Raw genomic sequence first — 25,651 nt, 5'->3', positions numbered from 1 at the left:
ACCTTTTTTATTCTATTATTTTTTGGTAAGCGACAACATCACCCTTACCAACGAATCGTAACTTCGGATGCTGCCATTGGGTCATCTCTCCAGGACCAATAATCAGCAAGCCGTTAACATTCATTCTCGAGACCATTAAATCAAGTACTCGACGGCGCCTCCACTTACGGAAGTAAACCAACAGGTTTTGACAGAACAGGACGTCATATTTAAGCCCATCTCTGCTCATTTCGATAATATTGCCAACATTAAAGGCAGCTCGCTGCCGCAGTTCCGGCGCGATTCGGTAGCGACGCTCCACCGCTTCTAAATAGCGTGCACGCTCACCGGTTGTTAGCTGGCCAACCTGCTGTTGCCCGTAATCACCTTCACGACTCTGGCTAATTGCTTGCATACTAACGTCGGTGCCTTGAACTGCGAAGTAACCCTCATGCTCAACCGCAAGATTAAAGCAATCGTTAGCGACCATAGCCAGCGACCAAGCCTCTTCACCTGACGAGCAGCCAACACTCCAAAGACTGTAGAGCGGCCCAATAGAGCCATCGGCTAATCGGCCGTTGATATGCTCCCGCAAAAACTCAAAGGACGCGCGATGGCGAAAAAAACGCGTATCCTTAACAACGAGTTCATCTACCAAAAGCGACCACTCTAATGCTGCGCCGGGGCCCTGCATGAGCTCCCAGTAGGCGTCTTCGTTAGCAGCGCCCGAGGCGACTATGCGACGCGCTACAGCACCTTTCACATGTGCCGAACGCGCGCTCAGAAAAACGCCTGTTCGGTGCTCGAGGTACTCCTCCCACCGAGCGATATCAATATTCGTCAAAACTTAGACTTAGCCCCTAACCAATGGCTGTCGGCGCTGCAGTCTCTTCTTCTGCAAGGTCAATGAGCTCGTCGATAGCATCTTCAGGAATCTCTTCAGGTAAATCACTTGGAAGCTTAAAGCCCGCAACCGAATCCTGTAACTCAACCGCCATTTCAGCCAGCTGGCCAATAGAGTCTGCCGCGTCACTCGTACCCTGCGAAGTCTGTACAGTAATTTCCTGAATCACGTTCATCGTGGTAGAGATATGGCCTGCTGACGCTGCCTGCTGACGCGCCGCATTGGAGATGTTCTGAATCAATTCAGCTAGGTTAGACGATACGCTTTCAATTTCTTCCAGCGATACACCGGCTCGTTCAGCTAAAGCTGCACCGTTTACCACCTCTGCAGTGGTTTGTTCCATTGAGACTACCGCCTCATTGGTATCGTTCTGAATGGTCTTTACCAGACCCTCAATCTGCTTCGTTGCGTTTGCTGAACGTTCTGCTAGTCGCTGAACCTCATCCGCAACAACCGCGAAGCCTCGACCGGCTTCACCCGCCATCGATGCCTGAATAGCAGCGTTCAAAGCCAGAATGTTCGTCTGATCGGCAATGTCGTTAATCAAGGATACGATATCACCAATTTCCTGCGACGATTCACCAAGGCGCTTAATACGCTTCGATGATTCCTGAATCTGCTCACGAATGTTATCCATCCCGGAGATAGTACTCTGTACAACCTCAGCACCGTTCGCTGCGATCGATACCGATCGCTCCGCTACACCAGCAGACTCTGCCGCGTTCGCAGATACCTGATCAATGGTAACGGCCATCTCATTTACCGCCGCAGATGCACCCGCAATCTCTTGGGCCTGGTGGTCCGATGCCTCGGCTAGCGTCAAGGCGGTAGCTCGAGTGGTCTGCGCCGCACTGGTTACTCGGGTTGCCGTGTTGTTAATCCGCGTGACAAGTTCGCGTAATTGGTCAATGGTATAGTTGATCGAGTCCGCAATGGTACCGGTAAAATCCTCCGTTACCGTTGCTGTAGTGGTCAAATCACCTTCTGCCAAATCCGCAAGCTCATCAAGTAAACGCAGAATCGCGTTCTGGTTTCGCTCGTTTTCACGCTCCACGGTTGCGGTGCGATCCGCGCTTCGGCGGTTATAGAGCAAGGCGATCAGCATCATCAAACCAACTGCAACGGCTGCAGCGATGGTAACCATCTGCTGGTTGATGGCTCGCATACCACCTAACTCATTAATCGTAGCGTTCAACTCATCGAGCTGGGTCTGGAAAGTTGGCGATGTATTCAATACGTCAGTGCCTGCTGCTCTCGATTCAAGCAGTGCAGGTGTTGCGGCAAAGATCTCATCAACTGATTCATCTACGAATGAGAACAAGCTAAGAATCTCAACCAATGACTCGCGTGCGAACTCATCTTCGATAGGCGCAATACCCAAGGCGATACTACCATCTAGCTGGGCGTTAAGAACCTCTCCAAACAAGCTGGCATCGTAGTTAAATACATCAGCTGCCTCATCGGCATCGGCGGTACCCGCGAGCATTTTATCAACGTTACGAGCAATACGCTCCGCACGCCAAGACTGCATCTGAGCCAGAGCAACCTGTTGAGCGTCATTTCCCTCTTCAAGCAGAGACTCAACGACGTTGTTGTACTCTTGCTGAAGAAGCGGGATTGTTTCATTCAAGCGCGAAGCAACCTGATGAAGGAACAAAATAGTGTCCCGGTTAGCATCCAAGGATGTGGCCGCAGAATAAATTGTATCGGAATTCTGTGACACTAACGCTAACTGCTCGGCATCCACTCGCTGTGCTGCCAATTTATCTCGCAAGCCCTGCCAGTTACGATTAAGCGACTGAGAGGAGCCAGACAAACGCAAAAATGCATCTTCCTGACCCGCCAATGAGTCCTGAGACGCCACAACCAGTGCCAAAGAGTCAGCGCGTAAATCCGCTAACTGCTGACGCGCTGCAGCATCTTGACGTTCATACTCACTCAGCATGAAGAAGCCAAAGCCTACCCCACCTAAGACAATCACTAGCAGGAAGCTTACTAAGCCAATTAATTGACCCTTACCTGCTCCAGTACTCTGTTTCCTCATTTTTAAGCTCCTGGCTTCGCCTCGCCTTTACTTAACACCTTGCACGCCTATTACGACGGCTCGTTATTATTAATGGTTAACATAGAGCGCTGATCAGCACTCATAAAATTGGACTTACTGAGAATCTCTCTCATTGAACACACCGACCAAACATTGTCTTTTGCCGCATAAGCACCAATTACGTAGGGTTTTAGATGCTCATTCTCACATGCTTCGCCGAGGATCTCGTCCTCCGGAAAATGCTGAATGCCAAACACATCATCCACTAACAGCCCTGCAAACAACTCGCCTTGCTCGACGACCAACACTCGATTCTTCGCACCTTTTCTGCGCTCGCCACCCAACAATTTTGCAATATCAGTAATTGGTAGCAAGCGACCGCGAACGTTAGCTACACCGCGAACCCAAGGCTGAACGCCTGGTAGGCGCGTAAGTGTAGGTAACTCAAGCGTTTCAACCACGTCATCCAAGGCCACGACAACTCGCTCACCCATTAGCTCAAAGCCAACCCCACTCCAGTAGGTTCGACGCTCAATCTGAGCGGGCAAACCTGCTGCGTGCCGGAGGCTGTGCTGCGCTACAGCGAGAAGATTATCGAAAGCGATAGTGTCTGTGCTCATTAGGTGACCTTATACCAGCACTTCGCCAGAAAGCACGCGCTCGACGGCTTTGAGTAACACGGTATCGGTAACAGGCTTAGTTAAGTAACCCACCGCGCCTTGGCGTTTGCCCCAGACGCGATCCGTTTCTTGATCCTTGGTGGTCACAATAATTACCGGCACCTCAGAAGTCGCCGCATCCTTTGATAGTTGACGAGTAGCCTGAAAGCCATTTAAACCAGGCATTACAACATCCATAAGAACCAAGTCTACGAAGTTCGCCTTGGTCATCTTCACGCCATCTTCGCCGGAATGAGCTTCGAGCACTTCATGCCCAGCCTTCTCCAAGATCTGACGGAACTTGTAAGTTTCTGTTGGTGAGTCATCTACAATTAAAATCTTAGCCACAATGCAATTCTCTTATCGGTAAAACAGGTCAACTTAAGCTGACTTCTCGGTTGGGTTGATGTGCGATTGTATCGCATTCATCAATTCACTCTTGCCAAATGGCTTGGTCAAATATTCGTCCGAGCCAACAATCCTGCCTTTGGCTTTATCGAACAGGCCATCTTTGGATGACAACATAATCACAGGCGTTCCTTTGAACTCACTGTTATTTTTGATCAAGGCACAGGTTTGATAGCCGTCTAAACGCGGCATCATAATATCGACAAAAATGATATCGGGGCGGCTATCGGCAATCTTGGCAAGTGCGTCAAAGCCATCGACCGCAGTAATCACCTCACACCCAGCTTTAGCAAGCAGGGTCTCCGCGGTACGGCGAATGGTTTTACTATCATCGATGACCATGACCTTAACGTTTTCTAAACTTACGCTCATGGTAAGATCCTTGTTTTCTATAATGCTAGAACTGAGGGTTTTTACTAACCTCTTATGATTACCTATCTTTTAACAGATTTTTCCGTGTTAATCTAGAAACAAGCTACTCAATTACTAAACAGCACCAAGATTGCCTCACTTTTCAGCATGAAAGTGAGCACTACTTAACAGTGAGGACCGCATGAGTCTAAATATCGCCATCGTCATGGACCCAATTGAAAGCATCAATTACAAGAAAGATACCAGCCTGGCAATGCTCTGGTCAGCGCAAGCGCGCGGCCACAACCTCTGGTACCTTACACCCGAAGACCTGTTTCTAGCCGACGGCCGCGCCATGGCAACCATGCAGCCACTCGAAGTATTCAAAGACCCTAATCACTTCTACGAGCTGGGGAATGAAGTCACCCGCCCACTGGCAGAGGTGGACGCGGTGCTGATGCGCAAAGACCCACCGTTCGATATGAACTTCATCTATGCCACCTACCTGCTCGAAATGGCCGAGCGAGAAGGAACGCTCATTGTGAACCGACCGCAGAGCCTAAGGGACTGCAACGAAAAACTCTTCGCCACCTGGTTCCCGCAGTGTTGCCCGCCGGTAATGGTGGCTTCTAGCGCCAAACAGCTCCGCGCCTTCCACCAGCAACACGGCGACACTATTTTCAAGCCCCTCGACGGCATGGGTGGCAGCGGCATCTTCCGGATCAAAGAGGGTGATTCTAACATTGGCGTGGTACTTGAAACCCTCACCGAACATGGCAAAACTCCGATTATGGCGCAACGCTACCTGCCGGAGATCAAGCAGGGCGACAAACGCATTCTCATTGTTAACGGCGAGGTTATTCCATATGCTTTGGCTCGACTACCCAGCCAAGGCGAATTGCGGGGCAACTTAGCCGCCGGCGGAACCGGCGTAGCACAACCACTTTCGGAAAGAGATCTCTGGATTGCGAGCCAGGTCGCGTCGTCGCTTGTTGAAAAAGGGTTATTATTTGTTGGCTTGGACGTGATCGGCGATTACCTCACCGAGATCAACGTGACCAGCCCAACTTGCTTACGCGAAATCGAAGCCAGCTATGACATCGATATTGCTGAAAAGCTGATCATTGCAATTGAACAAGACCGAGACAACTAGGAGCAAGATGGCAGCAACAGCCCCTCAAATTGGTGCCGGCGACCGCCTGGGATTTACCGTTTTTATCGCTGCGATCATCCACGCTGCACTGATCTTCGGTATCCACATTAGCGCTCCAGAACACTCACTTGAGACCAGCCAAATGCGCGTTACCGTGGCCGTCAGAAACGAGGAAAACCCTGACGAGGCGGATTTTCTCGCTCAGTCCTCGCAACAGGGTGCCGGTTCCGAAGACGAGGCCCTAGAGCTGAATGCGGCGCAATTGCAACAAATTGCCGAGCAAGGCCGTGCGAACGACCAACAGCTGGGACAACGGGCCAACGACTCCGCACAACTCGCTAATGCTTGGCGGCAGAGCAGTAGCTTCGTTATGCTGCTGCCAGCTCAAGCACCCACTCCCCTTAGCGCTGAGCGCATTCAAATTGGTGAAGGTTCACTATCTCCGCAAATAGCCATCCTCGAGGCTCGCGTTCACGAGCTCCAACAGCTTTACGCTCAACGCCCGCGCGTCAGGACCCTGACTTCGGTCTCCACCAAAGCGGCGGCCGATGCGGCGTACCTTGAACGCTGGCGCCAGCAGGTGGAAGATTACGGAAACGCCAACTACCCTCCAGAAGCAAGGGCAAGAAGACTGTTCGGTAATCTACGCTTAAAAGTGAGCGTATTAGCCAATGGCTCACTACAAAAAGTCGAACTATTACAGTCCTCCGGAGTCCAAGTGTTAGACCGAGCAGCCATGGATATCGTTCGCGAGGCAGCTCCTTATCCACCATTCCCGGATTCAATTCGCAGTTCAACGGACCAACTTGATATTATTCGAACTTGGCGTTTTGAACCCTCAGGACGTTTGGGGACACAGTAAGTTTTAGTAGGTAAATTTGTGAGAAACTCATTTGCACAACAGTTTTTAGTTGCGACACCCAAAATTAGCGACGGTATCTTCCACAATGCCGTCGTCCTAGTTTGTGAACATAATGACGATGGGGCATTCGGTTTGATTATCAACAAACCGTCGAATCATACTTTAGGCGAATTATTGGTCGACCTTGATTTATCGGCCGACAATACCAGCGCCGAAAAGCCCGTCTATCAGGGCGGGCCGCTCGGTCTTGAGCGAGGCTTTATCCTTCATTCTGGCGGCAAAAACTGGGAACATACTATCGACTTGGGAAAGGAGGTTTTTCTCACCACCAGCCAAACCATTCTCGACGATATTTCTCGCGACCTTGGCCCGCGACAGACTCTCGTCATTCTTGGCTATGCCAGCTGGGAATCGGGGCAACTCGAAGCGGAAATCCTTGCCGATGACTGGATGTGCCTACCGCTCAATCGACAACTACTGTTCAACACCCGTTCAAGTGAACGACGCAAACGAGCTGAAACATTGCTCGGAATCGATATGAATCTGTTAACTAGCAACAAGCCACTTCAATGACTAACAAACTGGTTCTCGCCTTTGATTTCGGCATGCGCTCTATCGGCTGCGCCGTAGGTCAGACAATTTCCGGGACCGCTAATGAGCTGAAACCCATTAATGCCGTAAACGGCGCGCCACAGTGGGCCGAAATGCAAGCGCTTATTGAGGAGTGGAAACCCCACGCGTTAATTGTAGGGCTACCTCTGAACATGGATGGCTCAGAGTCGGAGATGTGCCAATCGGCAAGACGCTTCGGCAACCGCCTCAACGGAAGATTTAAACTCCCGGTTGAAATGGCTGACGAACGACTCACGACACGCGAAGCCAAGCATGAAGCCCACTTACGAGGTCGGCGAGGTAGCTACAAAGACAACCCCGTCGACTCCATCGCCGCCCGAATGATTCTTGAGGGCTGGCTGGCTCAGCAACAGTAATCAGAACTGATTGTTCGTGTCATCGGTGTGAAGCAGGCTGAATTCGCTCGCAGCGGAGTTAAGATCTTCGGCACTAGATTCCGACTTCAGCTTGATCAACAGACGAAGATCGTTCGGACTATCCGCGCAGGCGAGTGCATCTTCGTAGCTAATCTCACCTTCATCGTAGAGATCGAACAGCGCCTGATCAAAGGTCTGCATACCCAGCTCGCGAGATTTACCCATTACAGGCTTGAGCTCAGCAACTTCTCCCTTGCGGATAAGATCCGCAACAAGCGGTGTATTCAACAACACTTCAAGTGCTGCTCGACGTCCCGTACCATCAGGTGTTGGCACCAATTGCTGCGCAACGATACCGCGAAGATTTAGACTTAGATCCATCCACAATTGGCTGTGACGATCAGCGGGGAAAAAGTGCAAAATTCGATCTAACGCTTGGTTGGCGTTGTTGGCGTGCAACGTGGCCAAACAGAGGTGCCCCGTTTCGGCAAACGCAATAGCATGATCCATCGTCTCGCGTGAGCGAATCTCACCAATCATAATCACGTCAGGCGCTTGCCGGAGCGTGTTCTTCAGCGCCACTTCATAGGACTCAGTATCAATACCAACTTCACGCTGGGTCACGATACAACCTTTGTGTGGATGGACAAACTCAATAGGATCCTCAATAGAGATAATGTGGCCATAGGAGTTTTCGTTTCGATGGCCAATCATTGCTGCCAACGACGTTGACTTACCCGTGCCGGTAGCACCAACAAAGATAACCAGACCTCGCTTGGTCATCGCCAGATCTTTGATGACTGACGGTAGATTGAGCCCGGCCACCGAGGGAATCTCAGTTTCGATACGCCGCAGCACCATCCCTACGTCGTTGCGCTGATAAAAGGCGCTGACGCGAAAACGACCGATATCCTCTCTTGCTATGGCGAAGTTCAACTCCCGGTGCTCAAGGAACTCCTCGCGCTGCTCTTGGTTCATCACACTGAGCACCAACGCCTTCGACTGTTCAGCTGTTAAGATCTGCTTGGCAATGGGTGATAACTTACCGTTGAGTTTCACTGACGGCGCACACCCTGAGGTAATAAATAGATCTGAGGCCTTTTTCTGTGTCATGTAGGCCAACATGCGATCAAATTCTGTCATACGTCTACCTTAGAAGTTTTCAGGCACTTTCGCTTTTTCGCGCGCGTTTTCACGGGTGATCAGATTACGCGCAACTAGGTCCTGCAAGCCTTGATCTAAAGTCTGCATGCCAATTGATCCGCCCGTTTGAATCGCCGAGTACATCTGTGCAATTTTATCTTCACGAATTAGATTTCGAATAGCCGGTGTGCCGCGCATGATCTCATGACAAGCCACTCGACCACCGCCCACTTTTTTCAACAGCGTTTGCGAAATGACCGCCTGCAATGACTCGGATAGCATTGAGCGAACCATCGATTTTTCTTCGGCCGGGAATACATCAACAATTCGGTCAATTGTTTTCGCCGCCGAACTAGTGTGGAGCGTCCCGAAAACCATGTGCCCGGTCTCAGCCGCCGTCAAGGCCAAACGGATAGTTTCTAGATCTCGCATCTCACCAACCAGAATGATATCAGGGTCTTCTCGCAACGCCGATCGAAGCGCTTCGTTAAAGCCGAGAGTATCTCGATGAACTTCACGCTGGTTTACCAGACACTTTTTAGATTGATGAACGAATTCGATGGGATCTTCGATAGTGAGAATGTGCTCGTATTTGTTGTCATTAATGTAATCCAACATCGCCGCGAGTGTGGTTGACTTACCTGAGCCAGTAGGGCCTGTCACCAAGCAGATGCCACGAGGAATCATTGAGATATCGCGGAACACTTGGCCCATCCCAAGGTCTTCCATGGTGAGTACCTTCGATGGAATAGTACGAAACACCGCACCGGCACCACGATTGTGGTTAAAGGCGTTAACACGGAATCGCGCCACACCTGGAACCTCGAAGGAGAAGTCGGTCTCGAGAAACTCCTCGAAGTCCTTGCGCTGCTTGTCATTCATTATTTCATAGATCAAACTATGAACTGCTTTGTGATCCATTGGCGGAAGATTAATACGGCGAACATCGCCGTCTACGCGGATCATCGGCGGCAAACCCGCCGACAGGTGTAAATCAGATGCCCCTTGCTTGTTGGAAAAGGCGAGGAGTTCAGTAATGTCCATTGATAAAGACGCCCTAAATTATGACTATGATTGCCACCAATATAGCCACTGTGAGGCATCGAGTACAACTTGCATCACAAAATAGCGGTCGAAAAGACGACTCAGTCCTCATTCTCGCGGTCAGCAAGACCAAACCTCAAAGTGCTATTCGCGAGGCCGCGCGGTGTGGCTTGACGCATTTCGGCGAAAACTATGTGCAAGAGTTCGTGGAGAAGGTGGATGCGTTATCGTCACTGCAGCTGTGTTGGCACTTCATTGGCCCGCTTCAAAGTAACAAGACCCGTCCGGTTGCCGAGCGGGCAGACTGGGTGCACACCGTAGATCGGCTGAAGATTGCCACGCGACTGAACGATCAGCGCCCGAATGAGCTCCCACCACTCAATGTTTGCATTCAGGTTAACATTGACAGCGAAACCACCAAGGCGGGCGTAGATGTAGCCGATATCGAGGCCTTAGCCGAATTGATCATCTCCATGAAACAACTAACACTTCGTGGGCTTATGGCCATCCCCTCTGTCAAGGCGAGTCAGGACCAGACCTTAGCTAGCTTTACTCAACTGCGTGATCAGCTAGCGCGGCTTCGACAGCGCTTCCCCAGCGAAGCCCACCACCTAGATACTCTTTCAATGGGCATGTCCGCCGACCTAGAGGTGGCAATTAGTGCGGGGAGTAGTATGGTTCGAATTGGTACCGATATTTTCGGTGCGCGTAATTACCCTGAGGTGACACCATGAACAAAATTGTATTTATCGGCGCCGGCAACATGAGCGGTGCCATTATTGACGGTATGCTCTCTGCAGGAACCCCTCCGGCCTCACTTTGGACCACGAATCGAAGCGAAGACGCACGCGCAGCTTGGGCGGCCAAAGGCGTCAATGCTAGCGCCGACAACGTTCAGGCTGTGGCAGAGGCAGACGTCGTTATTCTGGGCGTTAAGCCTGTGCACATCAACGAGCTGTTGGCTTCGCTCGCCTCACACATCCCTAAAGACGCGCTAGTGATCACCGTTGCGGCTGGTGTCCCACTTGAAAACTACCAATACTTTCTCCCGGAAAATGCAATTTGCCGGGTGATGCCAAATACCCCCTGCCTGGTGAAGACAGGTGTTTCCGGAGTCTTCTTTAGTGATCATTGCGGTCCCGCGGACCACGAGACGGTAACGGAACTATTCCAACCGCTTGGTCTTGTCCACCATTGCCAAACCGAGGCGGAGATTGACTTAGTGATTGCCGCGGCAGGTTCCGCTCCCGCCTACTTCTTTTTGTTTATGGAAGCCATGATTGCTGCCGCCATAGCACAAGGACTCGATCCGAGTGACGCCGCGGCGATGGTAAAACAAACTGCGCTGGGGGCGGCCCGAATGGCTAACGATAGCGAACATGAACCAGCCGAGTTACGCCGCCGTGTGACCAGCCCTGGCGGCACAACCGCCCAAGCAATTGAACGATTTACTTCGGAAAATCTGCACGGTATCGTTGCCTCAGCCATGGTAGACTGCACCGAACGCGCCCAAGAGATGGCCGCGTTGTTTAAACTTAAGCACGGAGAATAATCATGTCCTTCGCAGACATCATCACGTTAATTGTTCATACCCTTGGCACACTGTTTATCGGCCTAGTTGTCGTTCGTCTGCTAATGCAATTAGCGAAGGCGGACTACTACAATCCGCTGGCACAAACGGTGATGACGGCCACCAGCCCCTTGCTCACGCCACTGCGCCGACTAATCCCACCGGTTGGCCCAATTGATTCTGCCTCAGTGGTTCTAGCGTTGCTGTTAACCTTGGCAATGGCTTGCGTCGTTAGCTTAGTCAACGGCTTCGGCTTAGATATTGCGCAGCAGATAGCCTGGTCCGCCGTTGCGCTGCCACTGCTTATTGTGAAGCTGCTCTGGTGGATTCTACTCATCACTGTCATTCTCAGTTGGATTCCTGCCGCCCACAGCCACCCTGCCGCGCAGCTTGTTATGCAGATTGGCCATGGCCTCACGGCGCCTATTCGTCGCTTTATGCCCGCTACAGGAGGGCTAGATCTTAGCCCCATCATCGCCTTTCTAATTATCATTATTAGTGAAGGCCTGCTGTATAACGTGGCAGCTGGTGTAGGCATGATCGGCGGCGTTTTTGGCTGGATTCGTTAAATATCAATCTAGATTGAATTAATTAGGGTTAAGCTTTGACAACTCAAACGCTTATTGTTCACGACCAGTTCTTCGAGCATCGGGATACGCTCACGCTTGCCAATGGCGGCGAGCTTGCGGGTTATCGCCTTGCCGTTCAGACGTATGGCGAACTCAACGAATCCGCGACTAACGCAATTTTGATCTGCCATGCTCTAACTGGCAATCAGCATGTTACCGGGAAGTATTCGGCAGACGATAAAAAGTCCGGTTGGTGGAGTGATTACGTGGGCCCTGGGAAAGCCATCGACACGAATCATTTCTTTGTTGTGGGCGTTAATAATATTGGCGGCTGCAACGGCAGCACTGGCCCAGAAAGCGAAAACCCGGACACAGGCGAACCGTGGGCTGAGCAATTCCCCAGTCTTCGCGTTCGCGACTGGGTTAAATGTCAGCACTGGCTAATGGGTGAACTAGGGGTTCGTCAATGGGCCGCCGTGGTGGGCGGAAGCTTAGGCGGAATGCAAGCCATGCGCTGGTGTGTCGACTACCCTGAGGCGCTGCGCCATTGCATCGTCATCGCGTCGGCGAGCCACCTCACGGCCCAGAATATCGCTTTTAATGAACTGGCTCGACAAGCCATCAAAGCTGATCCGGCGTTTCATCAAGGTCAGTTTAAAGCGAAGGGGACCATTCCTGAGACCGGTGTGGCCCTCGCTCGGATGATTGGTCATGTCACCTACCTTTCGGGCGACGGCATGAATGAACGCTTCGGCCGCGAACTTCGTAAGGGTAGTTTCGCCCTGGGGCAGGGGGATGACATCCAATTTCAAGTTGAAAGCTATCTCCAACACCAAGGAAGCGGCTTCGCCAATCGCTTCGACGCTAACAGCTACGTACTGCTAACCCGCGTTCTCGATTTCTTCGATCTAGCACGAGATTTTAACAATCAGTTGGAACTCGCTTTCGCCGAAACGCGCGCAAAGTTTCTAGTATTGGCATTTTCTACGGACTGGCGGTTCTCGCCACAGCGCTCCGAGGAAATTGTCGACGCCTTGATCAAAGCAGGTCGCGAAGTCAGCTATGCCGAGATTCAATCGGACAAGGGGCATGACGCTTTCCTTATACCGAATTCGCGTTATGAAGCCATTTTATCTGCCTATATGTCGAGGGTTTTACATGACTAATATCCGTCGTGATTTCGCCTTAGTTGGCGAATGGCTGAATAGCGGTGATCGAGTGCTGGATCTAGGTTGTGGGGACGGCGTATTACTTCACTACCTCAGTCAGCAGAAGCAAACTCGCGGGCTTGGCCTAGAAATTGATGAACAGAATATACAAGCGTGCGTCCAACGAGGAATGTCGGTAATCGAGCAGGATCTTAACAAAGGACTCGCGCGCTTTGATGACGAAAGCTTCGATGCGGTGGTGATGACTCAAGCACTTCAAGCCGTTAATCGCCCCGACAAGCTCGTGGCTGATATGCTGCGAGTAGGTAAGCGCTGCATCATCACTTTCCCGAACTTCGGCCATTGGCGACCTAGACTATACTTAGCGTTGAAGGGAAGGATGCCTGTATCAGATTATATGCCTTACTCGTGGTACGACACACCGAACATTCACTTTTTCACGGTCCGTGACTTCGAGGACTTTTGTCAGCAAAACGGTTATCGCATCTCCGCCAAAGCGATGATTGCAGGTGATGGGACAACTAAGACCGGAGGCATTCTTTCTCGGCTCTGGCCTAATCTTTTCGCTGAAACGGCGCTTTACCAACTAGAACGTTGAGATAACTATGACTCGAATTTTTGTACTTTTACTGTGCTTTCTTGCCGCGCCTGCGTTGGCCCAAAACAATCTCTACAGTGATGGTAATGGCATTCGCATTTACCACACCCTGTTCAATTCTCAGATGATGGATGTCAGCGCGGCGCGAGCGCTAGGCTTAGTTCGCGCGCCGAATATGGCTACACTGACCGTTGCGCTAACGAAACCAGAAGGGGTTGATCAATTCTCACTGGGTAAGCCTGGACTGCTTCGTGCCCACATTCTCAATATCCTAGGGCAGCGAACCGAGCTCGAGTTCACCCCCGTCAACGAGGGCGACGTTACCTATTATATTGCCCAAATTCGCTACACCGATCGCGAGACGCTGCGCGTGTTCATCTTGGCCGGTTTCGAAGATGGCAGTCGTGGCGAAGCAACCTTCCATCAACAGATGTATATCGAAGATGAGTAAACTCGTTCTCGCCAGCAGTAACGCTGGCAAACTGGCCGAACTCAACCGTCAACTTGAACATCGCGGTATCACTGTCATCTCTCAGGGCGAACTTAATATCCCTGACGCAGTGGAAGACGGCCTTAGTTTCGTGGAAAACGCCATCAAGAAAGCCCGCCACGCTGCAAAGCTCAGCGGGCTCCCCACGCTTGCCGATGACTCGGGCATTGCGGTTGACGCCCTAGGGGGCCGCCCGGGCATCTATTCGGCACGTTACGCCGGCTCGTTTGGCGACGCGGCCAACAATCAAAAGTTACTGACCGAGATGGACGGTGTGGTACATCGGCAGGCACGATTCCACTGCTGTTTGGTACTCATGCGTCATGCTGAAGACCCTACCCCCGTGATCTGCAATGGCGTTTGGGAGGGGAGTATTTTAGCTGCCCCCCAGGGAGAGAATGGCTTTGGCTACGACCCAGTTTTTCTGCCCACTGGCGCCGACCGCGCCGCCGCTCAGTTCAGTCCTGCGGAAAAGATGGCTGTGAGTCACCGTGCTCAGGCACTGAGCCTGTTACATGATTTTCTGAGCACCAACCCGGAGTGGCTGGCGAGTGACTAGTGCTAGCCGGGCTATCTACGTCCACCTGCCCTGGTGTGTTCGCAAGTGCCCCTATTGCGACTTTAACTCGCACCAACGAGACCCTAATGCCATTCCTGAAGCAGACTACATTGCTGCACTCATCCAGGATATCCGGACCGAAAGGTCACTGCTTGGCGAGATAGCTGCGCATTCAGTCTTCTTCGGTGGCGGCACGCCGAGCCTATTTTCCGCCGACGGCATCGCTCGGATTCTAGCGGCATTGAATGACGCCTTTCCATTTACCCTGGATGCAGAAATTACGCTGGAGGCCAATCCAGGCACCTTCGAGCAAGCTAAGTTTCGGGGGTATGCTCAGGCGGGTGTTAACCGGCTATCGCTGGGCATTCAATCCTTCGATGATGAAAAGTTAACGGCGCTCGGTCGAATTCACGGCTCCCTTGAGGCTAAGCGGGCAATAGGCTCCGCTCGCGAGGTTGGCTTCGATAATTTCAACATTGATATAATGCATGGCTTGCCGCAGCAGAGTGTTGAAGAAGCCCTTGCCGATTTAGCGTGTGCCGCCGAGTTCGCCCCCACACATTTATCCTGGTATCAACTAACGATAGAAACGAATACTGCCTTCTATTCAAACCCGCCTGAACTGCCCGACATCGACGCCCTTGATGATATTGAGGTAGCCGGTTTCGAACTGCTGCGTTCGCATGGCTTTGAGCAATATGAGGTGTCAGCGTGGGCGCGCAATGGTGCTGTTTCAAGGCATAATTTAAGCTACTGGAATTACGAAGACTACATCGGCGTGGGCGCCGGCGCTCATGGCAAATATACTCAGGGTAATGAAATTAGACGCCGACAGAAGACTCGCCGCCCAGAAGACTATATGGCGGGCCCAAAGCTTAAGGACGTTATCGTTCCCAACGAAGATCGTATTTTCGAATTCTTTTTAAATCGCTTGCGGCTCTTTTCTCCAGTCAGTCAAACTCAGTTTGAGCAATCGACCGGTGCCGCCTACGAGTCCATCAACCACAAGCTAATTCAGCTCAGGGACCAAGGTTTAGTCACACTAAGCCCAGGCGGATTTGAATTAAGCTATCGAGGCCAGCGCTTCCTCAATCACGTCCAATCACTATTTCTTCCTAGTGAGGAATAGCCCTAGTGCAATTAGGTATAAATATCTTGAAACAGGGGGTTGAAAAAGCCCCGCCCAACCCTCACATTTAAGCTAAATGAATTCGGGAGTTACCCTCCCTCTATTGGAGACTATTTCATGAGCGAGCACATTGTTAACGTCAGCGATGCATCATTTGAGAATGATGTACTAAATTCTTCAGCGCCAGTATTGGTTGACTACTGGGCGGAGTGGTGCGGTCCATGCAAGATGATAGCTCCTGTATTGAACGAAATCGCCGATGAATTTGTCGGCCGTGTTACCGTTGCTAAAGTGGATATCGAAGCAAACCCTGAAACACCAGCAAAGTTCGGCATCCGCGGTATTCCTACCCTGATGATCTTTAAGAATGGTGAAATTGCGGCTACCAAAGTCGGCGCCGTTTCTAAGGCTCAGCTAGCGCAGTTTATCGAAGAAAACCTATAACACCGAAAAGCCGGCTCCTCATCGAGCCGGCTTTTTTATTGGCATAGAGTAGCCTAGGCTGCACTCGCCTCCAGCGTATCGAAGCATCGATACAACAACAATAATCCGATGGTGATAAGATTTTTTCGCTTTGACCTTTCATATTTGCCATTGCGTGTTTATACTGAAGTTCAGCATTTAGATGTAGCAGTGCTGTTAACCATCCCATCGGGATTCCAAAACCACCTTTTTAACGCTTCCTTTGTTTTCGACACACCTGTCGATGTTAGCCGTTTCTAACAACTCAATAAAAAAATAGTAAGCCTATGAATCTAACTGAAATGAAACAAAAGCCGATTGCCGAGCTTTTAGAGATCGCCGCAGAAATGGGGCTCGATCATCTTGCTCGCTCTCGCAAACAGGACATTATCTTCTCAATCCTCAAACGCCATGCCAAGGGCGGTGAAGACATCTACGGTGACGGAGTATTAGAAATCCTCCAAGATGGTTTTGGTTTTTTACGCTCAGCAGAAGGATCGTATCTCTCGGGCCCAGATGACATTTACGTCTCCCCAAGTCAGATTCGACGCTTCAATCTGCGTACCGGCGATGCGGTAGCAGGTAAGATTCGCCCACCAAAAGACGGTGAGCGCTATTTCGCGCTGTTGAAAGTTGCGGAAATCAACTTCGACAAACCCGAAAATTCTCGTAACAAGATTCTGTTTGAAAACCTCACTCCCTTATTCCCTGATGACCGTCTCACCCTAGAAGCGGGTAACGGCTCTTCGGAGGATTTAACGGGCCGAATCATTGATCTTGTGAGTCCTATCGGTAAGGGTCAGCGTGGTCTAATCGTCGCGCCGCCAAAGGCCGGTAAGACCATTATGATGCAGAATATCGCGCAGTCGATCATCCGCAATAATCCTGAAACGCATATCATGGTATTGCTGATCGACGAGCGTCCAGAGGAAGTAACGGAAATGCAGCGCTCGGTGCGCGGCGAAGTTATTGCGTCAACCTTTGATGAGCCGCCTGCGCGTCACGTACAGGTCGCCGAGATGGTCATTGAGCGCGCCAAGCGTTTGGTGGAACACAAAAAAGACGTGGTCATCCTGCTGGACTCCATTACTCGCCTAGCTCGTGCTTACAACACTATCGTGCCGAGTTCAGGTAAGGTGTTAACGGGTGGTGTTGATGCCCATGCACTGGAACGTCCAAAGCGCTTCTTTGGTGCAGCTCGTAACATCGAACACGGTGGCTCATTAACCATTATTGCTACGGCCCTAGTTGATACCGGCTCGAAGATGGATGAAGTGATCTTCGAAGAGTTCAAAGGCACCGGCAACATGGAACTTCACCTCGATCGTAAGATCGCTGAGAAGCGCGTTTACCCAGCTATCAATATCCGCCGCTCCGGCACTCGCCGTGAAGACCTTCTCATGAAGGAAGACGAGCTACAGCGGGTTTGGATTTTGCGTAAGCTACTCCACGACATGGAAGATCTCCCGGCGGCTGAGTTCTTAATCAGCAGGCTCAAAGACTTCAAAACGAACGATGAGTTCTTTATGTCAATGAAGCGAAAGTAGACACGATAATCAACGGAGCCTAATGGCTCCGTTTTTCCCTCTGCAAAACAATCCAATTAGCATCCACTCAGCGTAGAAAAGCCATGTATAAAGACTTACGTGAATTCATCGATTACCTCGAATCCTGCGGCCAGCTAAAGCGTATTAGCCACCCCGTTGATCCCGTTTTAGAAATGACCGAGATCTGCGATCGCACTCTTAAAGCGAAGGGTCCAGCTCTGCTGTTTGAAAACCCAGTTGGCTATGACACTCCCGTACTAGGAAATCTATTCGGAACCCCCCAACGTGTCGCGATGGGCATGGGTACCGACGATACCTCGAAGCTTCGGGAGATCGGCGAGATCCTCGCTTACCTCCGCCAACCGGAGCCACCCAAGGGTTTCAAAGATCTGGTAGATAAAGCGCCGCTGCTCAAAAAATTAATGAACATGGGGCCAAAAACAGTGCGCAAACCCGCCTGTCAGCAGGTGGTGGTTGATGAGGTTGATTTAGACCAACTCCCCATCCAAACCTGTTGGCCTGGCGATGCTGGCCCACTGGTAACATGGCCGCTGGTCATTACCCGAGGGCCCAATAAAGAGCGACAGAATCTCGGCATCTATCGAATGCAAAAGATTGGCAAGAATAAGCTGATCATGCGTTGGCTCGCCCACCGCGGCGGGGCGCTGGATTATCAAGAATTCCAACGTCTAAATCCGGGCCAACCGTACCCAGTTGCGGTAGCACTCGGCGCAGATCCGGCGACGATTCTCGGCGCGGTAACTCCCGTCCCCGACTCACTATCCGAGTATGCCTTTGCCGGACTGCTGCGCAATGCCAAGACTGAAGTCGCCAACGCCCTGCTATCGGACTTATCAGTTCCAGCCAGCGCTGAGTTTGTCCTTGAAGGCTTCCTCTATCCCGATGAAATGGCCGACGAAGGGCCCTTTGGCGACCATACGGGCTATTATAATGAAGTTGAATCGTTCCCTGTGTTCACGGTTGAGAAGATTACCCACCGTAAAGACCCCATCTACCACAGTACATACACTGGGCGTCCACCAGATGAACCCGCCATTTTAGGCGTGGCGCTGAACGAAGTTTTCGTACCCTTATTCCAAAAGCAATTCCCAGAGGTGGTTGATTTCTACCTGCCTCCGGAGGGTTGTTCCTACCGCATGGCAGTGGTCAGCATTAAGAAAGGCTATGCTGGGCACGCCAAACGTGTGATGTTGGGAGTATGGAGTTATCTACGTCAGTTTATGTACACCAAGTTCATCATCGTTGTCGATGACGATATTGATGCGCGCAATTGGGAGGATGTCGTCTGGGCGATGACCACTCGAATGGACCCTGCTCGAGATATGACGGTCATCGAGAACACCCCCATTGACTATCTCGATTTTGCATCACCCGTGTCCGGGCTCGGCTCAAAGGTCGGCTTCGACGCCACCAATAAATGGCCCGGTGAGACCACGCGGGAGTGGGGAGAGCCCATTGAAATGGACCAGCAAATCAAACAGCGCGTTGATGAAATCTGGGCTGACTTAGGGATTGATGACGAGTAGAGCGCTAGTTATGAGCAAGCGCCACTAGCGCGCTTCGCTCAACCTCAAGGGCGCCAGTCTCGTCCTTTAGTTTACGTAGAACGGAAGCTAATTCCAGTGCGACCTTAGCACTCATTGTTAGCCCTATCGCGCGCTGGTAGTAATCCTTCGCCTGACCCCACAGCTCGGCTCCACAACTCAAACGAGCGAGAGCGATCAGCGCAGTGCGATCAGTGCGATCAAGCCCTTGCAGTTTCTTTAGCTGCTTCATGGCATCACTACCCTTAAGCTGCCCGTACATCTCAATGAGTACATCGGGAGACTGCCGTTCAAGTAGCGGCCGAAGAAGTTTCTCCGCATCACTTTCCGCTGCACGCTGTTTTAATATCGAAGCGTAGTGAGCTGCCAAGCTCGCGTTACGACGATCTTGTTTAGCCAGCGAGCCCCAAATAGCCGCTAACGAACTGTTGTCCGCATGGCCCTTCTCAATATCATTCATGGCTCTATCTAACTGGCCGGTGGCGGCCGCAAGATGTAACGCGCTAAGCTTTTCTGCGTCGAATACGCGATATTTTTCTAACTTCGGCAGTAGTTGGTAGAGCGACGCGAAATCCTTCAGTTCCTCGTACGCCATCGCCAGCAGCCTTAGTGCGGAATTATTGTCGGTATTCTCAAGGCGCTGCAATATGGCAATACTCTGCTCCCAGTGTCCCTGCTGCTGATAGATCTCGGCCTGTACCATTATGATGGCCGCCTGAGCGTTTTCGTCGGCTAGCTGTGCTTCTTCCAACAATTCTAGCGCGCGATCATTCTCCCCTAGATACTGTGAAGATCTGGCAGCAAGCAGGTAGTTCAGCATCGGCGAATCAACATTGCCCACGGAGGCCAGCAACTGCTGTCGAGCTTTCGCAAAATCACCCATCAGATAGGCAATGAAACCGCGATTGGTTCGTCTCGTCGCCCGAGTTTTCGATCCAGCTAGTAACTGTTGCCTTGCCCATCGCCCTGGCATCCACAGGATTGCCACTAAGCGAATCATCACCAGCACAGCGGCGATAGTTAGTACCAGTAAGCCTATGGCCGTGACCATTGACATTTGCACCATCACTTCGCCGCGCGCCAGCGCGACATAACCAGGGTCTTCTAGTGCCCACATTGCTAAGAGCGTGCCGGCAACCGCGGCAACCATCAACCAGATAATCATTCGCTTCACGGCGTCTGCTCCTCCGAGACATTCTGCTCACCTAAACGAAACCGCTGGAGCGCCTCCTCGGCGGCACCGATATCTAACTGACTGATGGAAATGGCCTGCTGTTGAAGGCTGATCAGTTCCGCACTGAAAGCACTCCTTTCTGGACCTTCCGCGAAGTGAGTCTGCAGCCAGCTATCGGCACGCTCAAGATTGGCCACCCAAAGGGTCTCATTTTGCTGCAATAAGGCGAGTAATGACTCTTCGAGCATTAGTTCGAGATTTCGCGTGACGAAATAGCGCTCCTCAGGGGCGAGTACCGGCGAGACGGAACGATCAAATTCTCGTATATCCACCAGCGCAATAAGGCGATCGAAGGTGCTCATTTCCTCCGAAGGAAGCGCTGTGGGCTGCTCAGCCAGCAAAATATCTGGGCGCAACGCTAGCTGTTCAATTAAGTTTGCCAGCGCCCGAATTCTGGCAAACACACCCGCTGTATCGATTTCAGCCGCCGCGTTCACGGCGATAAGATCACGAGCTAGCGCAGCTCGGATGGGCTGAAGATCCAGATTATTCATTTCCTGGAGTTGGCGATCTGCCGAGCCGAGTAGCGCCCGTGCTCCCTGCACGTCGTTACTTAGCAAGATTCGCTCCCGCGCCATCCGTAGGAGAAATTCCAACTCCTCTAGCTGCCAAACCAATCGGTCAGCACTACTAACTCCCTTCAAGTCAGACTCAACGCGGTTAATCTGATCTTGCAGCACTGTTAGATCACCCAGCGCACGCTCCAGCTGGGCCTGTCTTTCAGCGAGTATGTCCAACGTATTTTCGGCACCTTGGAGTTGCGAATGGAGCACCTCATTGGCAGCTTCGACCTGATGAATCTCCGCGATGATAGCCTGATGCTCAACAAACCGCTGTTGCCACACCCAGAAGACAAAAAGAGCCACGACAATAATCATCAACAAGTTGAAACGAGCAAGCAGCGAACCGCGCGTGGCTGATTTACCACGTTTAGCCTGCTTCGGCTTTTTAGCTTCAGCGGATTCCTTTTGAGGCGCCTCGGATTGAGCCTCTACGGTGATTGCTTTGTCCGACATTCCCTTACCCCTTTGCGCCACACCAAGCGGCGACCAAATCATTTTCGGCAGCCGATGCCGCCTCTATTACACTGCGAAAACCAAGCGACAGGGCCTTTAAGGCAGCACGCTCACCTGGGACCACCAGAGTGGGGGCCTGTGCTCGCTTAGTTTGAAATAGCTCAGCAACCACATTTAAGGCCTGAGTACTTGATATAAAGATACCATCCAATGGCGAATTAATCAGCCGTTGAATCTCAATGTCGAATGCTCGGCTTTCGCGTTGATAAAGCTCCAAGTACTCCACCCGCGCTCCGCGAGTTTGAAGCGCTTCGCGCAATAGCTCCCGGCCACCCTCGCCGCGCACAATAAGCCAGCGTTGATCCGCTACGTCCTGCAGTGCCCGCTGAGTTAGCAAGCCCTCGGTCGTGGGCGGGGTTGCGGTGACAACTTCGTGATCCACAGCCCTGATCAGCTCCGCAGAACCCTTGCCCATCGCACACCAATGCTGACGGGTAGGCCATTGCGGCCAAAACTGTTCGAAATACGGAAGGGCAAACTGAATAGCCGTTTGGCTCACGAAGACCACGCCGGCGTATTCATCAAGCGCCATAATCTGCGTGCGCCCCTGAGGCGTTAGCGGTAGCTTGGTGATTTCAAAGAGTGGTTCATGAATCCAATCGGCGGAAACGGCACGCCGAGCAGAGTCACTGAATTCAGTGAGCTTGGTATTCCACAGCCGCGGCGGCTTAGTCACCATAAACTGCCGCCAGGATCTCGCCAGCACCCTGCTCAAGTAACGCCTCAGCCACCTGAACACCCAGTGCTTCGGGGTCCGTCCCACGGCCCTCAGCACGCAGGAGTACGCTACCATCTAGACTGCCAACTCGGCCACGCAGCCATATTTGCTCGTCTTCCCAAATGGCATAGCAAGCAATGGGAACTTGGCAGCCGCCCTCGAGATGCCGATTCAGCGAACGTTCGGCTAAAACACATGGCGCCGTTACGGCACAATTCAATACGGCTAAATGCGCTCGTGTTGTCGTGTCATCAGTTCGCAATTCAATGCCCACTGCGCCCTGACCACCCGCTGGGAGGCTCATTTCAATATCAATGTGCTCGGCAATTCGATCATCAAAGCCCAACCGTTTTAGTCCTGCCGCAGCAAGAATAATGGCGTCAAAATCACCTGCGTCCAACTTTGCGAGACGAGTATTCACGTTTCCTCTTAGGTCTTTGATGACTAAGTCAGGACGCGCGAACTTTAGCTGGCAGCTGCGACGAAGCGAGCTGGTTCCCACCGTTGCTCCCTCTGGAAGATCATCTAACGAAGCGTAGGTATTGGAGACAAAGGCGTCGCGTGGATCTTCGCGCTCACAGATGACACCCAGTTCCAACCCCTCCGGAAAGTGCATGGGAACATCTTTCATGGAGTGCACCGCAATGTCTGCTCGATGCTCCATCATGGCGACTTCCAGTTCCTTCACAAAGAGGCCCTTTCCGCCAATTTTGGCCAGCGGGGTATCAAGGATTTGATCACCCTTGGTAGTCATACCAAGAAGCTCTACGGAAAGATCAGAGTGAGCCTTTAATAGGGCACCCTGAACATAGTTTGCCTGCCAGAGCGCAAGCGCACTCTCACGGGTAGCAATGACGATGGCATGATTGGGCATGATGATTCCACATTCAAAAATTTAGTGTGGCGATTATAGTAACACGAGGATATGAACTTCTACATGGAAGAGAGGCGCTTTCGCACTTCACTGAGATGACGCCGTGAAACAACTGGTCCGCCGTCAATCCCCTGCAGCTCTACCTGGTATTGTCCGGAACCTAAACGTTTCAAGCCCATTACATGCTCTATGGTCACCAGCGCATTACGGTGAACGCGCAGGAGTGCGTCACTGTATTCGGTTTCGAGATGTCGCAGCGCTTCATCAAGCACTCGCTCACCCTCCTCAGTCACCGCCATGACGTACTTCTGATCAGCGTAAAAGTAGCGGACATCTTCAATAGGTAATACGGTTAAGCCTCGCCGGCTCTTAATGGTCAGAAAGCGACGCTCACCGTTGGGCACAGACCCCGATCGCAAGGCTCGACTGCCCTTGGAGACCTTAGCTAATGCATCACGAAGAAGATCTGGGCGAACCGGTTTCAGCAGATACCCATCGCCACCCGAACGAAAGGCTTCGAGCGCATGAGACTCATAGGCACTCGAGAAGATAACCGCAGGCGGGCACGGCAACTCACGCAATTCCTTAGACCAATCCAAACCACTGGTGCCGGGCAAGCGTATATCGAGAATAATGACTTCCGGTTGTAAGCGCTCATATAACTCTCTTGCTTCCACCACATTTGCGGCTTCACCAACGAGCAACATCCCGCCAACTTGCTCAGCGATATGCTTAAAATGCTTGCGACTCAACGCTTCATCATCAACGATGATCGTTCGCAACATAGGCTTTCCTTTCCTAAATTTGTCCAACTACAGTCTAAATGACCGCTCATAGCACTAAAACGTGCCGACTAGTACTCTTAGACTAGTAAAGCTGCCGTGCTTTGCACAATTTATTTACTGAATTTCGCTGCTACTATGCCGAAACAGATCGTGTTCTATTCCGTACGTGGATTGCAGGGGAGGCCCGCGCCACCTAATATACCATCAGAATTTTCTATTTTCGGTTAGGGCAGGCATTCAGATGAGTCAAAACAAGCTTTGGGGCGGACGTTTTCAAGAACCTACGGATGAATTTGTAGAGCGATTCACCGCATCAATTACCTTCGATCAGCGCTTTTATAAACAAGACATACGCGGCAGCTTGGCGCATGCAGCGATGCTGGAAAAAGCGGGGATTCTGAACGCCAGCGAGCTCGCTGATATTCAACGCGGTCTGCAGGAAATCGAAGCCGAAATCGAAGCAGGTGACTTCGCGTGGTCAATAGGCCTCGAAGATGTGCACATGAATATTGAAGCCGCGCTGACTGAGCGTATTGGCATCACTGGGAAGAAGCTCCATACCGGGCGCTCACGAAATGACCAGGTGGCTACCGATATCCGCCTGTGGCTGCGTGATGAGATAGACCGCATTGAACAGCAGTGCATCAGAGCACAGGCTGGCATCGTAAAGCTGGCGCAGCAAGAAGCCGAGACCATTATGCCGGGCTTCACCCATTTACAGACTGCCCAGCCTGTCACCTTTGGTCATCATCTTCTCGCTTGGTACGAAATGCTCAAGCGTGATCACTCGCGTTTGATTGACTGTCGCAAGCGTTTAAATGAATCACCGCTGGGCGCCGCCGCCTTAGCGGGCACTACTTACCCTATTCAGCGTGAGTTGACGAGCGACATGTTGGGCTTTGATCGCCCCACCGCTAATAGCCTAGATTCCGTTTCCGATCGCGACTTTGCGATTGAATTCTGTGCAGCCGCTGCGCTGTGCTTAACCCACCTTTCTAGAATGTCCGAAGAGTTGGTTATTTGGACTTCGGCGCAATTTAACTTCATTAAGCTACCCGACCGCTTTTGTACGGGCTCGTCCATCATGCCGCAAAAGAAAAACCCAGACGTTCCAGAGCTCATTCGCGGTAAAACCGGACGGATGAATGGGCACCTTATTGCGCTACTGACGCTAATGAAGAGCCAACCATTAGCTTACAACAAAGACAACCAGGAAGATAAAGAGCCGCTCTTTGACGCCGTAGACACCTTACATGACTGCCTTCGCGCCTTCGCTGATATGGTCCCCGCTATTCAAGCAAACAAGGACGAGATGCGAAATGCCGCGCTCAAGGGCTTTGCTACCGCAACCGACCTTGCGGATTACTTGGTGGTGAAGGGAATGCCGTTCCGTGACGCACATGAAGTGGTCGGCAAGGCCGTCGCGTTTGGCGTGGATGAGCAACGAGACCTTAGTGAAATGAGCTTGGCAGAGCTGCAACGCTTCAGCGACATTATCGGCGCAGACGTTTTTGATGTGCTGACGCTAGAGGGTTCGGTGGCTGCAAGAGACCACTTGGGCGGCACTGCGCCAAATCAAGTTCGCGCCGCAACTGAGCGCGCACTCACCCACTTACAGTCATTCTCAGCTTAGGAGCAAGCTATTATGTTTAGCCGCCGTAACATTACTATGTTCATTCTCCTCGGTCTTTTGGCTGCTTGTGGTCAAAAGGGGCCGCTGTACCTTCCCGAAGAAGATGCTAGCCATATTACAATTGAGGATTGATCGAG

Annotated in this window: 29 protein-coding genes; 17 read left to right on the top strand and 12 right to left on the bottom strand. The window is 51.7% G+C overall.

Features of this window, described 5'->3' with window-relative positions; genetic code table 11:
• Positions 1-7: 7 nt before the first annotated feature.
• The 5 genes from DFR27_RS00895 to pilG are packed head-to-tail and all read right to left on the bottom strand — an operon-like array spanning position 8 to position 4,366.
• Positions 8-823, bottom strand: coding sequence for a CheR family methyltransferase (locus DFR27_RS00895; RefSeq protein WP_121875575.1), 816 nt, complete (start codon positions 821-823; stop codon positions 8-10).
• 16 nt (positions 824-839) lie between these two features.
• The gene (locus DFR27_RS00890; protein WP_121875574.1) at positions 840-2,927 is read right to left on the bottom strand and encodes a methyl-accepting chemotaxis protein; all 2,088 of its coding nucleotides are present in this window, start codon (positions 2,925-2,927) and stop codon (positions 840-842) included.
• Positions 2,928-2,977: 50 nt separating this feature from the next.
• Entirely contained in the window at positions 2,978-3,547 is a 570-nt protein-coding gene (locus DFR27_RS00885; RefSeq protein WP_121875573.1) for a chemotaxis protein CheW, read from the bottom strand.
• A gap of 9 nt (positions 3,548-3,556) precedes the next feature.
• Positions 3,557-3,934: a twitching motility response regulator PilH gene (gene pilH, locus DFR27_RS00880; protein ID WP_121875572.1), complete on the bottom strand. Its 378-nt coding sequence runs from the start codon at positions 3,932-3,934 to the stop codon at positions 3,557-3,559.
• 33 nt (positions 3,935-3,967) lie between these two features.
• Positions 3,968-4,366: a twitching motility response regulator PilG gene (gene pilG / locus DFR27_RS00875; protein ID WP_121875571.1), complete on the bottom strand. Its 399-nt coding sequence runs from the start codon at positions 4,364-4,366 to the stop codon at positions 3,968-3,970.
• A 181-nt stretch (positions 4,367-4,547) separates the two neighbouring features.
• Between pilG and gshB the strand changes: the two genes are divergently transcribed.
• From gshB to ruvX, 4 genes are read left to right on the top strand one after another with little or no spacing between them, the layout of a single operon-like run.
• The gene (gene gshB, locus DFR27_RS00870) at positions 4,548-5,498 is read left to right on the top strand and encodes a glutathione synthase (RefSeq protein WP_121875570.1); all 951 of its coding nucleotides are present in this window, start codon (positions 4,548-4,550) and stop codon (positions 5,496-5,498) included.
• A 7-nt stretch (positions 5,499-5,505) separates the two neighbouring features.
• Positions 5,506-6,360: an energy transducer TonB gene (locus DFR27_RS00865; protein WP_121875569.1), complete on the top strand. Its 855-nt coding sequence runs from the start codon at positions 5,506-5,508 to the stop codon at positions 6,358-6,360.
• Positions 6,361-6,378: 18 nt separating this feature from the next.
• Positions 6,379-6,933 carry a YqgE/AlgH family protein gene (locus DFR27_RS00860; RefSeq protein WP_121875568.1) on the top strand — a complete coding sequence of 185 codons (555 nt, stop codon included), beginning with the start codon at positions 6,379-6,381 and terminating at the stop codon, positions 6,931-6,933.
• Positions 6,930-7,349, top strand: coding sequence for a Holliday junction resolvase RuvX (ruvX, locus tag DFR27_RS00855; protein ID WP_121875567.1), 420 nt, complete (start codon positions 6,930-6,932; stop codon positions 7,347-7,349). Before DFR27_RS00860 ends, ruvX begins: the two co-directional genes overlap by 4 nt.
• On the opposite strand, the gene DFR27_RS00850 is transcribed toward ruvX, so the two are convergent.
• Entirely contained in the window at positions 7,350-8,492 is a 1,143-nt protein-coding gene (locus DFR27_RS00850) for a PilT/PilU family type 4a pilus ATPase (protein WP_121875566.1), read from the bottom strand.
• A gap of 9 nt (positions 8,493-8,501) precedes the next feature.
• Entirely contained in the window at positions 8,502-9,536 is a 1,035-nt protein-coding gene (locus tag DFR27_RS00845) for a type IV pilus twitching motility protein PilT (protein WP_121875565.1), read from the bottom strand.
• 20 nt (positions 9,537-9,556) lie between these two features.
• On the opposite strand from DFR27_RS00845, the gene DFR27_RS00840 reads away from it, so the two are divergent.
• The 11 genes from DFR27_RS00840 (at position 9,557) to ubiD (ending at position 19,176) form a co-directional block, all read left to right on the top strand.
• The gene (locus DFR27_RS00840) at positions 9,557-10,270 is read left to right on the top strand and encodes a YggS family pyridoxal phosphate-dependent enzyme (protein WP_121875564.1); all 714 of its coding nucleotides are present in this window, start codon (positions 9,557-9,559) and stop codon (positions 10,268-10,270) included.
• The gene (gene proC / locus DFR27_RS00835) at positions 10,267-11,088 is read left to right on the top strand and encodes a pyrroline-5-carboxylate reductase (protein WP_121875563.1); all 822 of its coding nucleotides are present in this window, start codon (positions 10,267-10,269) and stop codon (positions 11,086-11,088) included. Before DFR27_RS00840 ends, proC begins: the two co-directional genes overlap by 4 nt.
• Positions 11,089-11,090: 2 nt before the next feature.
• Positions 11,091-11,675: a YggT family protein gene (locus DFR27_RS00830; protein ID WP_121875562.1), complete on the top strand. Its 585-nt coding sequence runs from the start codon at positions 11,091-11,093 to the stop codon at positions 11,673-11,675.
• A 35-nt stretch (positions 11,676-11,710) separates the two neighbouring features.
• Positions 11,711-12,841: a homoserine O-succinyltransferase MetX gene (gene metX / locus DFR27_RS00825; RefSeq protein WP_121875561.1), complete on the top strand. Its 1,131-nt coding sequence runs from the start codon at positions 11,711-11,713 to the stop codon at positions 12,839-12,841.
• Positions 12,834-13,442, top strand: coding sequence for a methionine biosynthesis protein MetW (gene metW, locus DFR27_RS00820; RefSeq protein WP_211327521.1), 609 nt, complete (start codon positions 12,834-12,836; stop codon positions 13,440-13,442). Before metX ends, metW begins: the two co-directional genes overlap by 8 nt.
• A gap of 7 nt (positions 13,443-13,449) precedes the next feature.
• Complete coding sequence (locus DFR27_RS00815) at positions 13,450-13,893, top strand: DUF4426 domain-containing protein (protein ID WP_121875560.1); 444 nt, start codon at positions 13,450-13,452, stop codon at positions 13,891-13,893.
• Complete coding sequence (gene rdgB, locus DFR27_RS00810) at positions 13,886-14,491, top strand: RdgB/HAM1 family non-canonical purine NTP pyrophosphatase (protein WP_121875559.1); 606 nt, start codon at positions 13,886-13,888, stop codon at positions 14,489-14,491. The genes DFR27_RS00815 and rdgB overlap by 8 nt, the downstream gene beginning before the upstream one ends.
• Positions 14,484-15,620 (top strand): radical SAM family heme chaperone HemW, encoded by a 1,137-nt coding sequence (gene hemW / locus DFR27_RS00805; RefSeq protein ID WP_121875558.1) that lies wholly within the window; start codon positions 14,484-14,486, stop codon positions 15,618-15,620. Before rdgB ends, hemW begins: the two co-directional genes overlap by 8 nt.
• A 117-nt stretch (positions 15,621-15,737) precedes the next feature.
• Positions 15,738-16,064 carry a thioredoxin TrxA gene (trxA, locus tag DFR27_RS00800; RefSeq protein WP_121875557.1) on the top strand — a complete coding sequence of 109 codons (327 nt, stop codon included), beginning with the start codon at positions 15,738-15,740 and terminating at the stop codon, positions 16,062-16,064.
• A 305-nt stretch (positions 16,065-16,369) separates the two neighbouring features.
• On the top strand, positions 16,370-17,629 hold the full coding sequence (gene rho, locus DFR27_RS00795) for a transcription termination factor Rho (RefSeq protein WP_121875556.1): 1,260 nt from the start codon (positions 16,370-16,372) through the stop codon (positions 17,627-17,629).
• A gap of 83 nt (positions 17,630-17,712) precedes the next feature.
• Positions 17,713-19,176 carry a 4-hydroxy-3-polyprenylbenzoate decarboxylase gene (gene ubiD, locus DFR27_RS00790; RefSeq protein ID WP_121875555.1) on the top strand — a complete coding sequence of 488 codons (1,464 nt, stop codon included), beginning with the start codon at positions 17,713-17,715 and terminating at the stop codon, positions 19,174-19,176.
• A 4-nt stretch (positions 19,177-19,180) separates the two neighbouring features.
• On the opposite strand, the gene DFR27_RS00785 is transcribed toward ubiD, so the two are convergent.
• Genes DFR27_RS00785 through DFR27_RS00765 form a run of 5 tightly spaced genes read right to left on the bottom strand, consistent with a single transcriptional unit; the run spans position 19,181 to position 23,881 of the window.
• The gene (locus tag DFR27_RS00785) at positions 19,181-20,359 is read right to left on the bottom strand and encodes a heme biosynthesis HemY N-terminal domain-containing protein (RefSeq protein WP_245962592.1); all 1,179 of its coding nucleotides are present in this window, start codon (positions 20,357-20,359) and stop codon (positions 19,181-19,183) included.
• A 5-nt stretch (positions 20,360-20,364) separates the two neighbouring features.
• A complete protein-coding gene (locus DFR27_RS00780) occupies positions 20,365-21,444 on the bottom strand; it encodes a uroporphyrinogen-III C-methyltransferase (RefSeq protein ID WP_170150730.1) in 1,080 nt (359 codons plus the stop codon).
• A 4-nt stretch (positions 21,445-21,448) separates the two neighbouring features.
• Positions 21,449-22,183, bottom strand: coding sequence for a uroporphyrinogen-III synthase (locus tag DFR27_RS00775; protein WP_121875552.1), 735 nt, complete (start codon positions 22,181-22,183; stop codon positions 21,449-21,451).
• Positions 22,173-23,096, bottom strand: a complete 924-nt coding sequence (hemC, locus tag DFR27_RS00770) for a hydroxymethylbilane synthase (protein WP_121875551.1) — start codon at positions 23,094-23,096, stop codon at positions 22,173-22,175. The genes DFR27_RS00775 and hemC overlap by 11 nt, the downstream gene beginning before the upstream one ends.
• A gap of 59 nt (positions 23,097-23,155) precedes the next feature.
• Complete coding sequence (locus DFR27_RS00765; RefSeq protein ID WP_121875550.1) at positions 23,156-23,881, bottom strand: LytR/AlgR family response regulator transcription factor; 726 nt, start codon at positions 23,879-23,881, stop codon at positions 23,156-23,158.
• Positions 23,882-24,122: 241 nt separating this feature from the next.
• Between DFR27_RS00765 and argH the strand changes: the two genes are divergently transcribed.
• Both argH and lptM read left to right on the top strand, forming a co-directional pair.
• Positions 24,123-25,514 (top strand): argininosuccinate lyase, encoded by a 1,392-nt coding sequence (gene argH, locus DFR27_RS00760; RefSeq protein ID WP_121875549.1) that lies wholly within the window; start codon positions 24,123-24,125, stop codon positions 25,512-25,514.
• A gap of 12 nt (positions 25,515-25,526) precedes the next feature.
• Positions 25,527-25,646: an LPS translocon maturation chaperone LptM gene (lptM, locus tag DFR27_RS12750; RefSeq protein ID WP_211327520.1), complete on the top strand. Its 120-nt coding sequence runs from the start codon at positions 25,527-25,529 to the stop codon at positions 25,644-25,646.
• The last annotated feature ends 5 nt before the right edge of the window (positions 25,647-25,651 follow it).

The sequence above is a fragment of the Umboniibacter marinipuniceus genome (assembly GCF_003688415.1).
GTDB lineage: Bacteria > Pseudomonadota > Gammaproteobacteria > Pseudomonadales > DSM-25080 > Umboniibacter > Umboniibacter marinipuniceus.
Note: the sequence above shows the minus strand (reverse complement) of the source record. Positions and strands in the feature narration are given on the sequence as shown.

Coding starts and splice junctions, on each gene's coding strand:
- DFR27_RS00785 (WP_245962592.1), bottom strand. CDS start 20,359: ATGATTATCTGGTTGATGGTTGCCGCGGTTGCCGGCACGCTCTTAGCA.
- trxA (WP_121875557.1), top strand. CDS start 15,738: ATGAGCGAGCACATTGTTAACGTCAGCGATGCATCATTTGAGAATGAT.
- gshB (WP_121875570.1), top strand. CDS start 4,548: ATGAGTCTAAATATCGCCATCGTCATGGACCCAATTGAAAGCATCAAT.
- pilG (WP_121875571.1), bottom strand. CDS start 4,366: ATGAGCGTAAGTTTAGAAAACGTTAAGGTCATGGTCATCGATGATAGT.
- DFR27_RS00840 (WP_121875564.1), top strand. CDS start 9,557: ATGACTATGATTGCCACCAATATAGCCACTGTGAGGCATCGAGTACAA.
- DFR27_RS00780 (WP_170150730.1), bottom strand. CDS start 21,444: ATGTCGGACAAAGCAATCACCGTAGAGGCTCAATCCGAGGCGCCTCAA.
- DFR27_RS00765 (WP_121875550.1), bottom strand. CDS start 23,881: ATGTTGCGAACGATCATCGTTGATGATGAAGCGTTGAGTCGCAAGCAT.
- rho (WP_121875556.1), top strand. CDS start 16,370: ATGAATCTAACTGAAATGAAACAAAAGCCGATTGCCGAGCTTTTAGAG.
- DFR27_RS00850 (WP_121875566.1), bottom strand. CDS start 8,492: ATGACAGAATTTGATCGCATGTTGGCCTACATGACACAGAAAAAGGCC.
- DFR27_RS00815 (WP_121875560.1), top strand. CDS start 13,450: ATGACTCGAATTTTTGTACTTTTACTGTGCTTTCTTGCCGCGCCTGCG.
- DFR27_RS00865 (WP_121875569.1), top strand. CDS start 5,506: ATGGCAGCAACAGCCCCTCAAATTGGTGCCGGCGACCGCCTGGGATTT.
- metW (WP_211327521.1), top strand. CDS start 12,834: ATGACTAATATCCGTCGTGATTTCGCCTTAGTTGGCGAATGGCTGAAT.
- ruvX (WP_121875567.1), top strand. CDS start 6,930: ATGACTAACAAACTGGTTCTCGCCTTTGATTTCGGCATGCGCTCTATC.
- DFR27_RS00885 (WP_121875573.1), bottom strand. CDS start 3,547: ATGAGCACAGACACTATCGCTTTCGATAATCTTCTCGCTGTAGCGCAG.
- rdgB (WP_121875559.1), top strand. CDS start 13,886: ATGAGTAAACTCGTTCTCGCCAGCAGTAACGCTGGCAAACTGGCCGAA.
- DFR27_RS00845 (WP_121875565.1), bottom strand. CDS start 9,536: ATGGACATTACTGAACTCCTCGCCTTTTCCAACAAGCAAGGGGCATCT.
- argH (WP_121875549.1), top strand. CDS start 24,123: ATGAGTCAAAACAAGCTTTGGGGCGGACGTTTTCAAGAACCTACGGAT.
- ubiD (WP_121875555.1), top strand. CDS start 17,713: ATGTATAAAGACTTACGTGAATTCATCGATTACCTCGAATCCTGCGGC.
- DFR27_RS00890 (WP_121875574.1), bottom strand. CDS start 2,927: ATGAGGAAACAGAGTACTGGAGCAGGTAAGGGTCAATTAATTGGCTTA.
- hemC (WP_121875551.1), bottom strand. CDS start 23,096: ATGCCCAATCATGCCATCGTCATTGCTACCCGTGAGAGTGCGCTTGCG.
- lptM (WP_211327520.1), top strand. CDS start 25,527: ATGTTTAGCCGCCGTAACATTACTATGTTCATTCTCCTCGGTCTTTTG.
- DFR27_RS00775 (WP_121875552.1), bottom strand. CDS start 22,183: ATGGTGACTAAGCCGCCGCGGCTGTGGAATACCAAGCTCACTGAATTC.
- DFR27_RS00830 (WP_121875562.1), top strand. CDS start 11,091: ATGTCCTTCGCAGACATCATCACGTTAATTGTTCATACCCTTGGCACA.
- proC (WP_121875563.1), top strand. CDS start 10,267: ATGAACAAAATTGTATTTATCGGCGCCGGCAACATGAGCGGTGCCATT.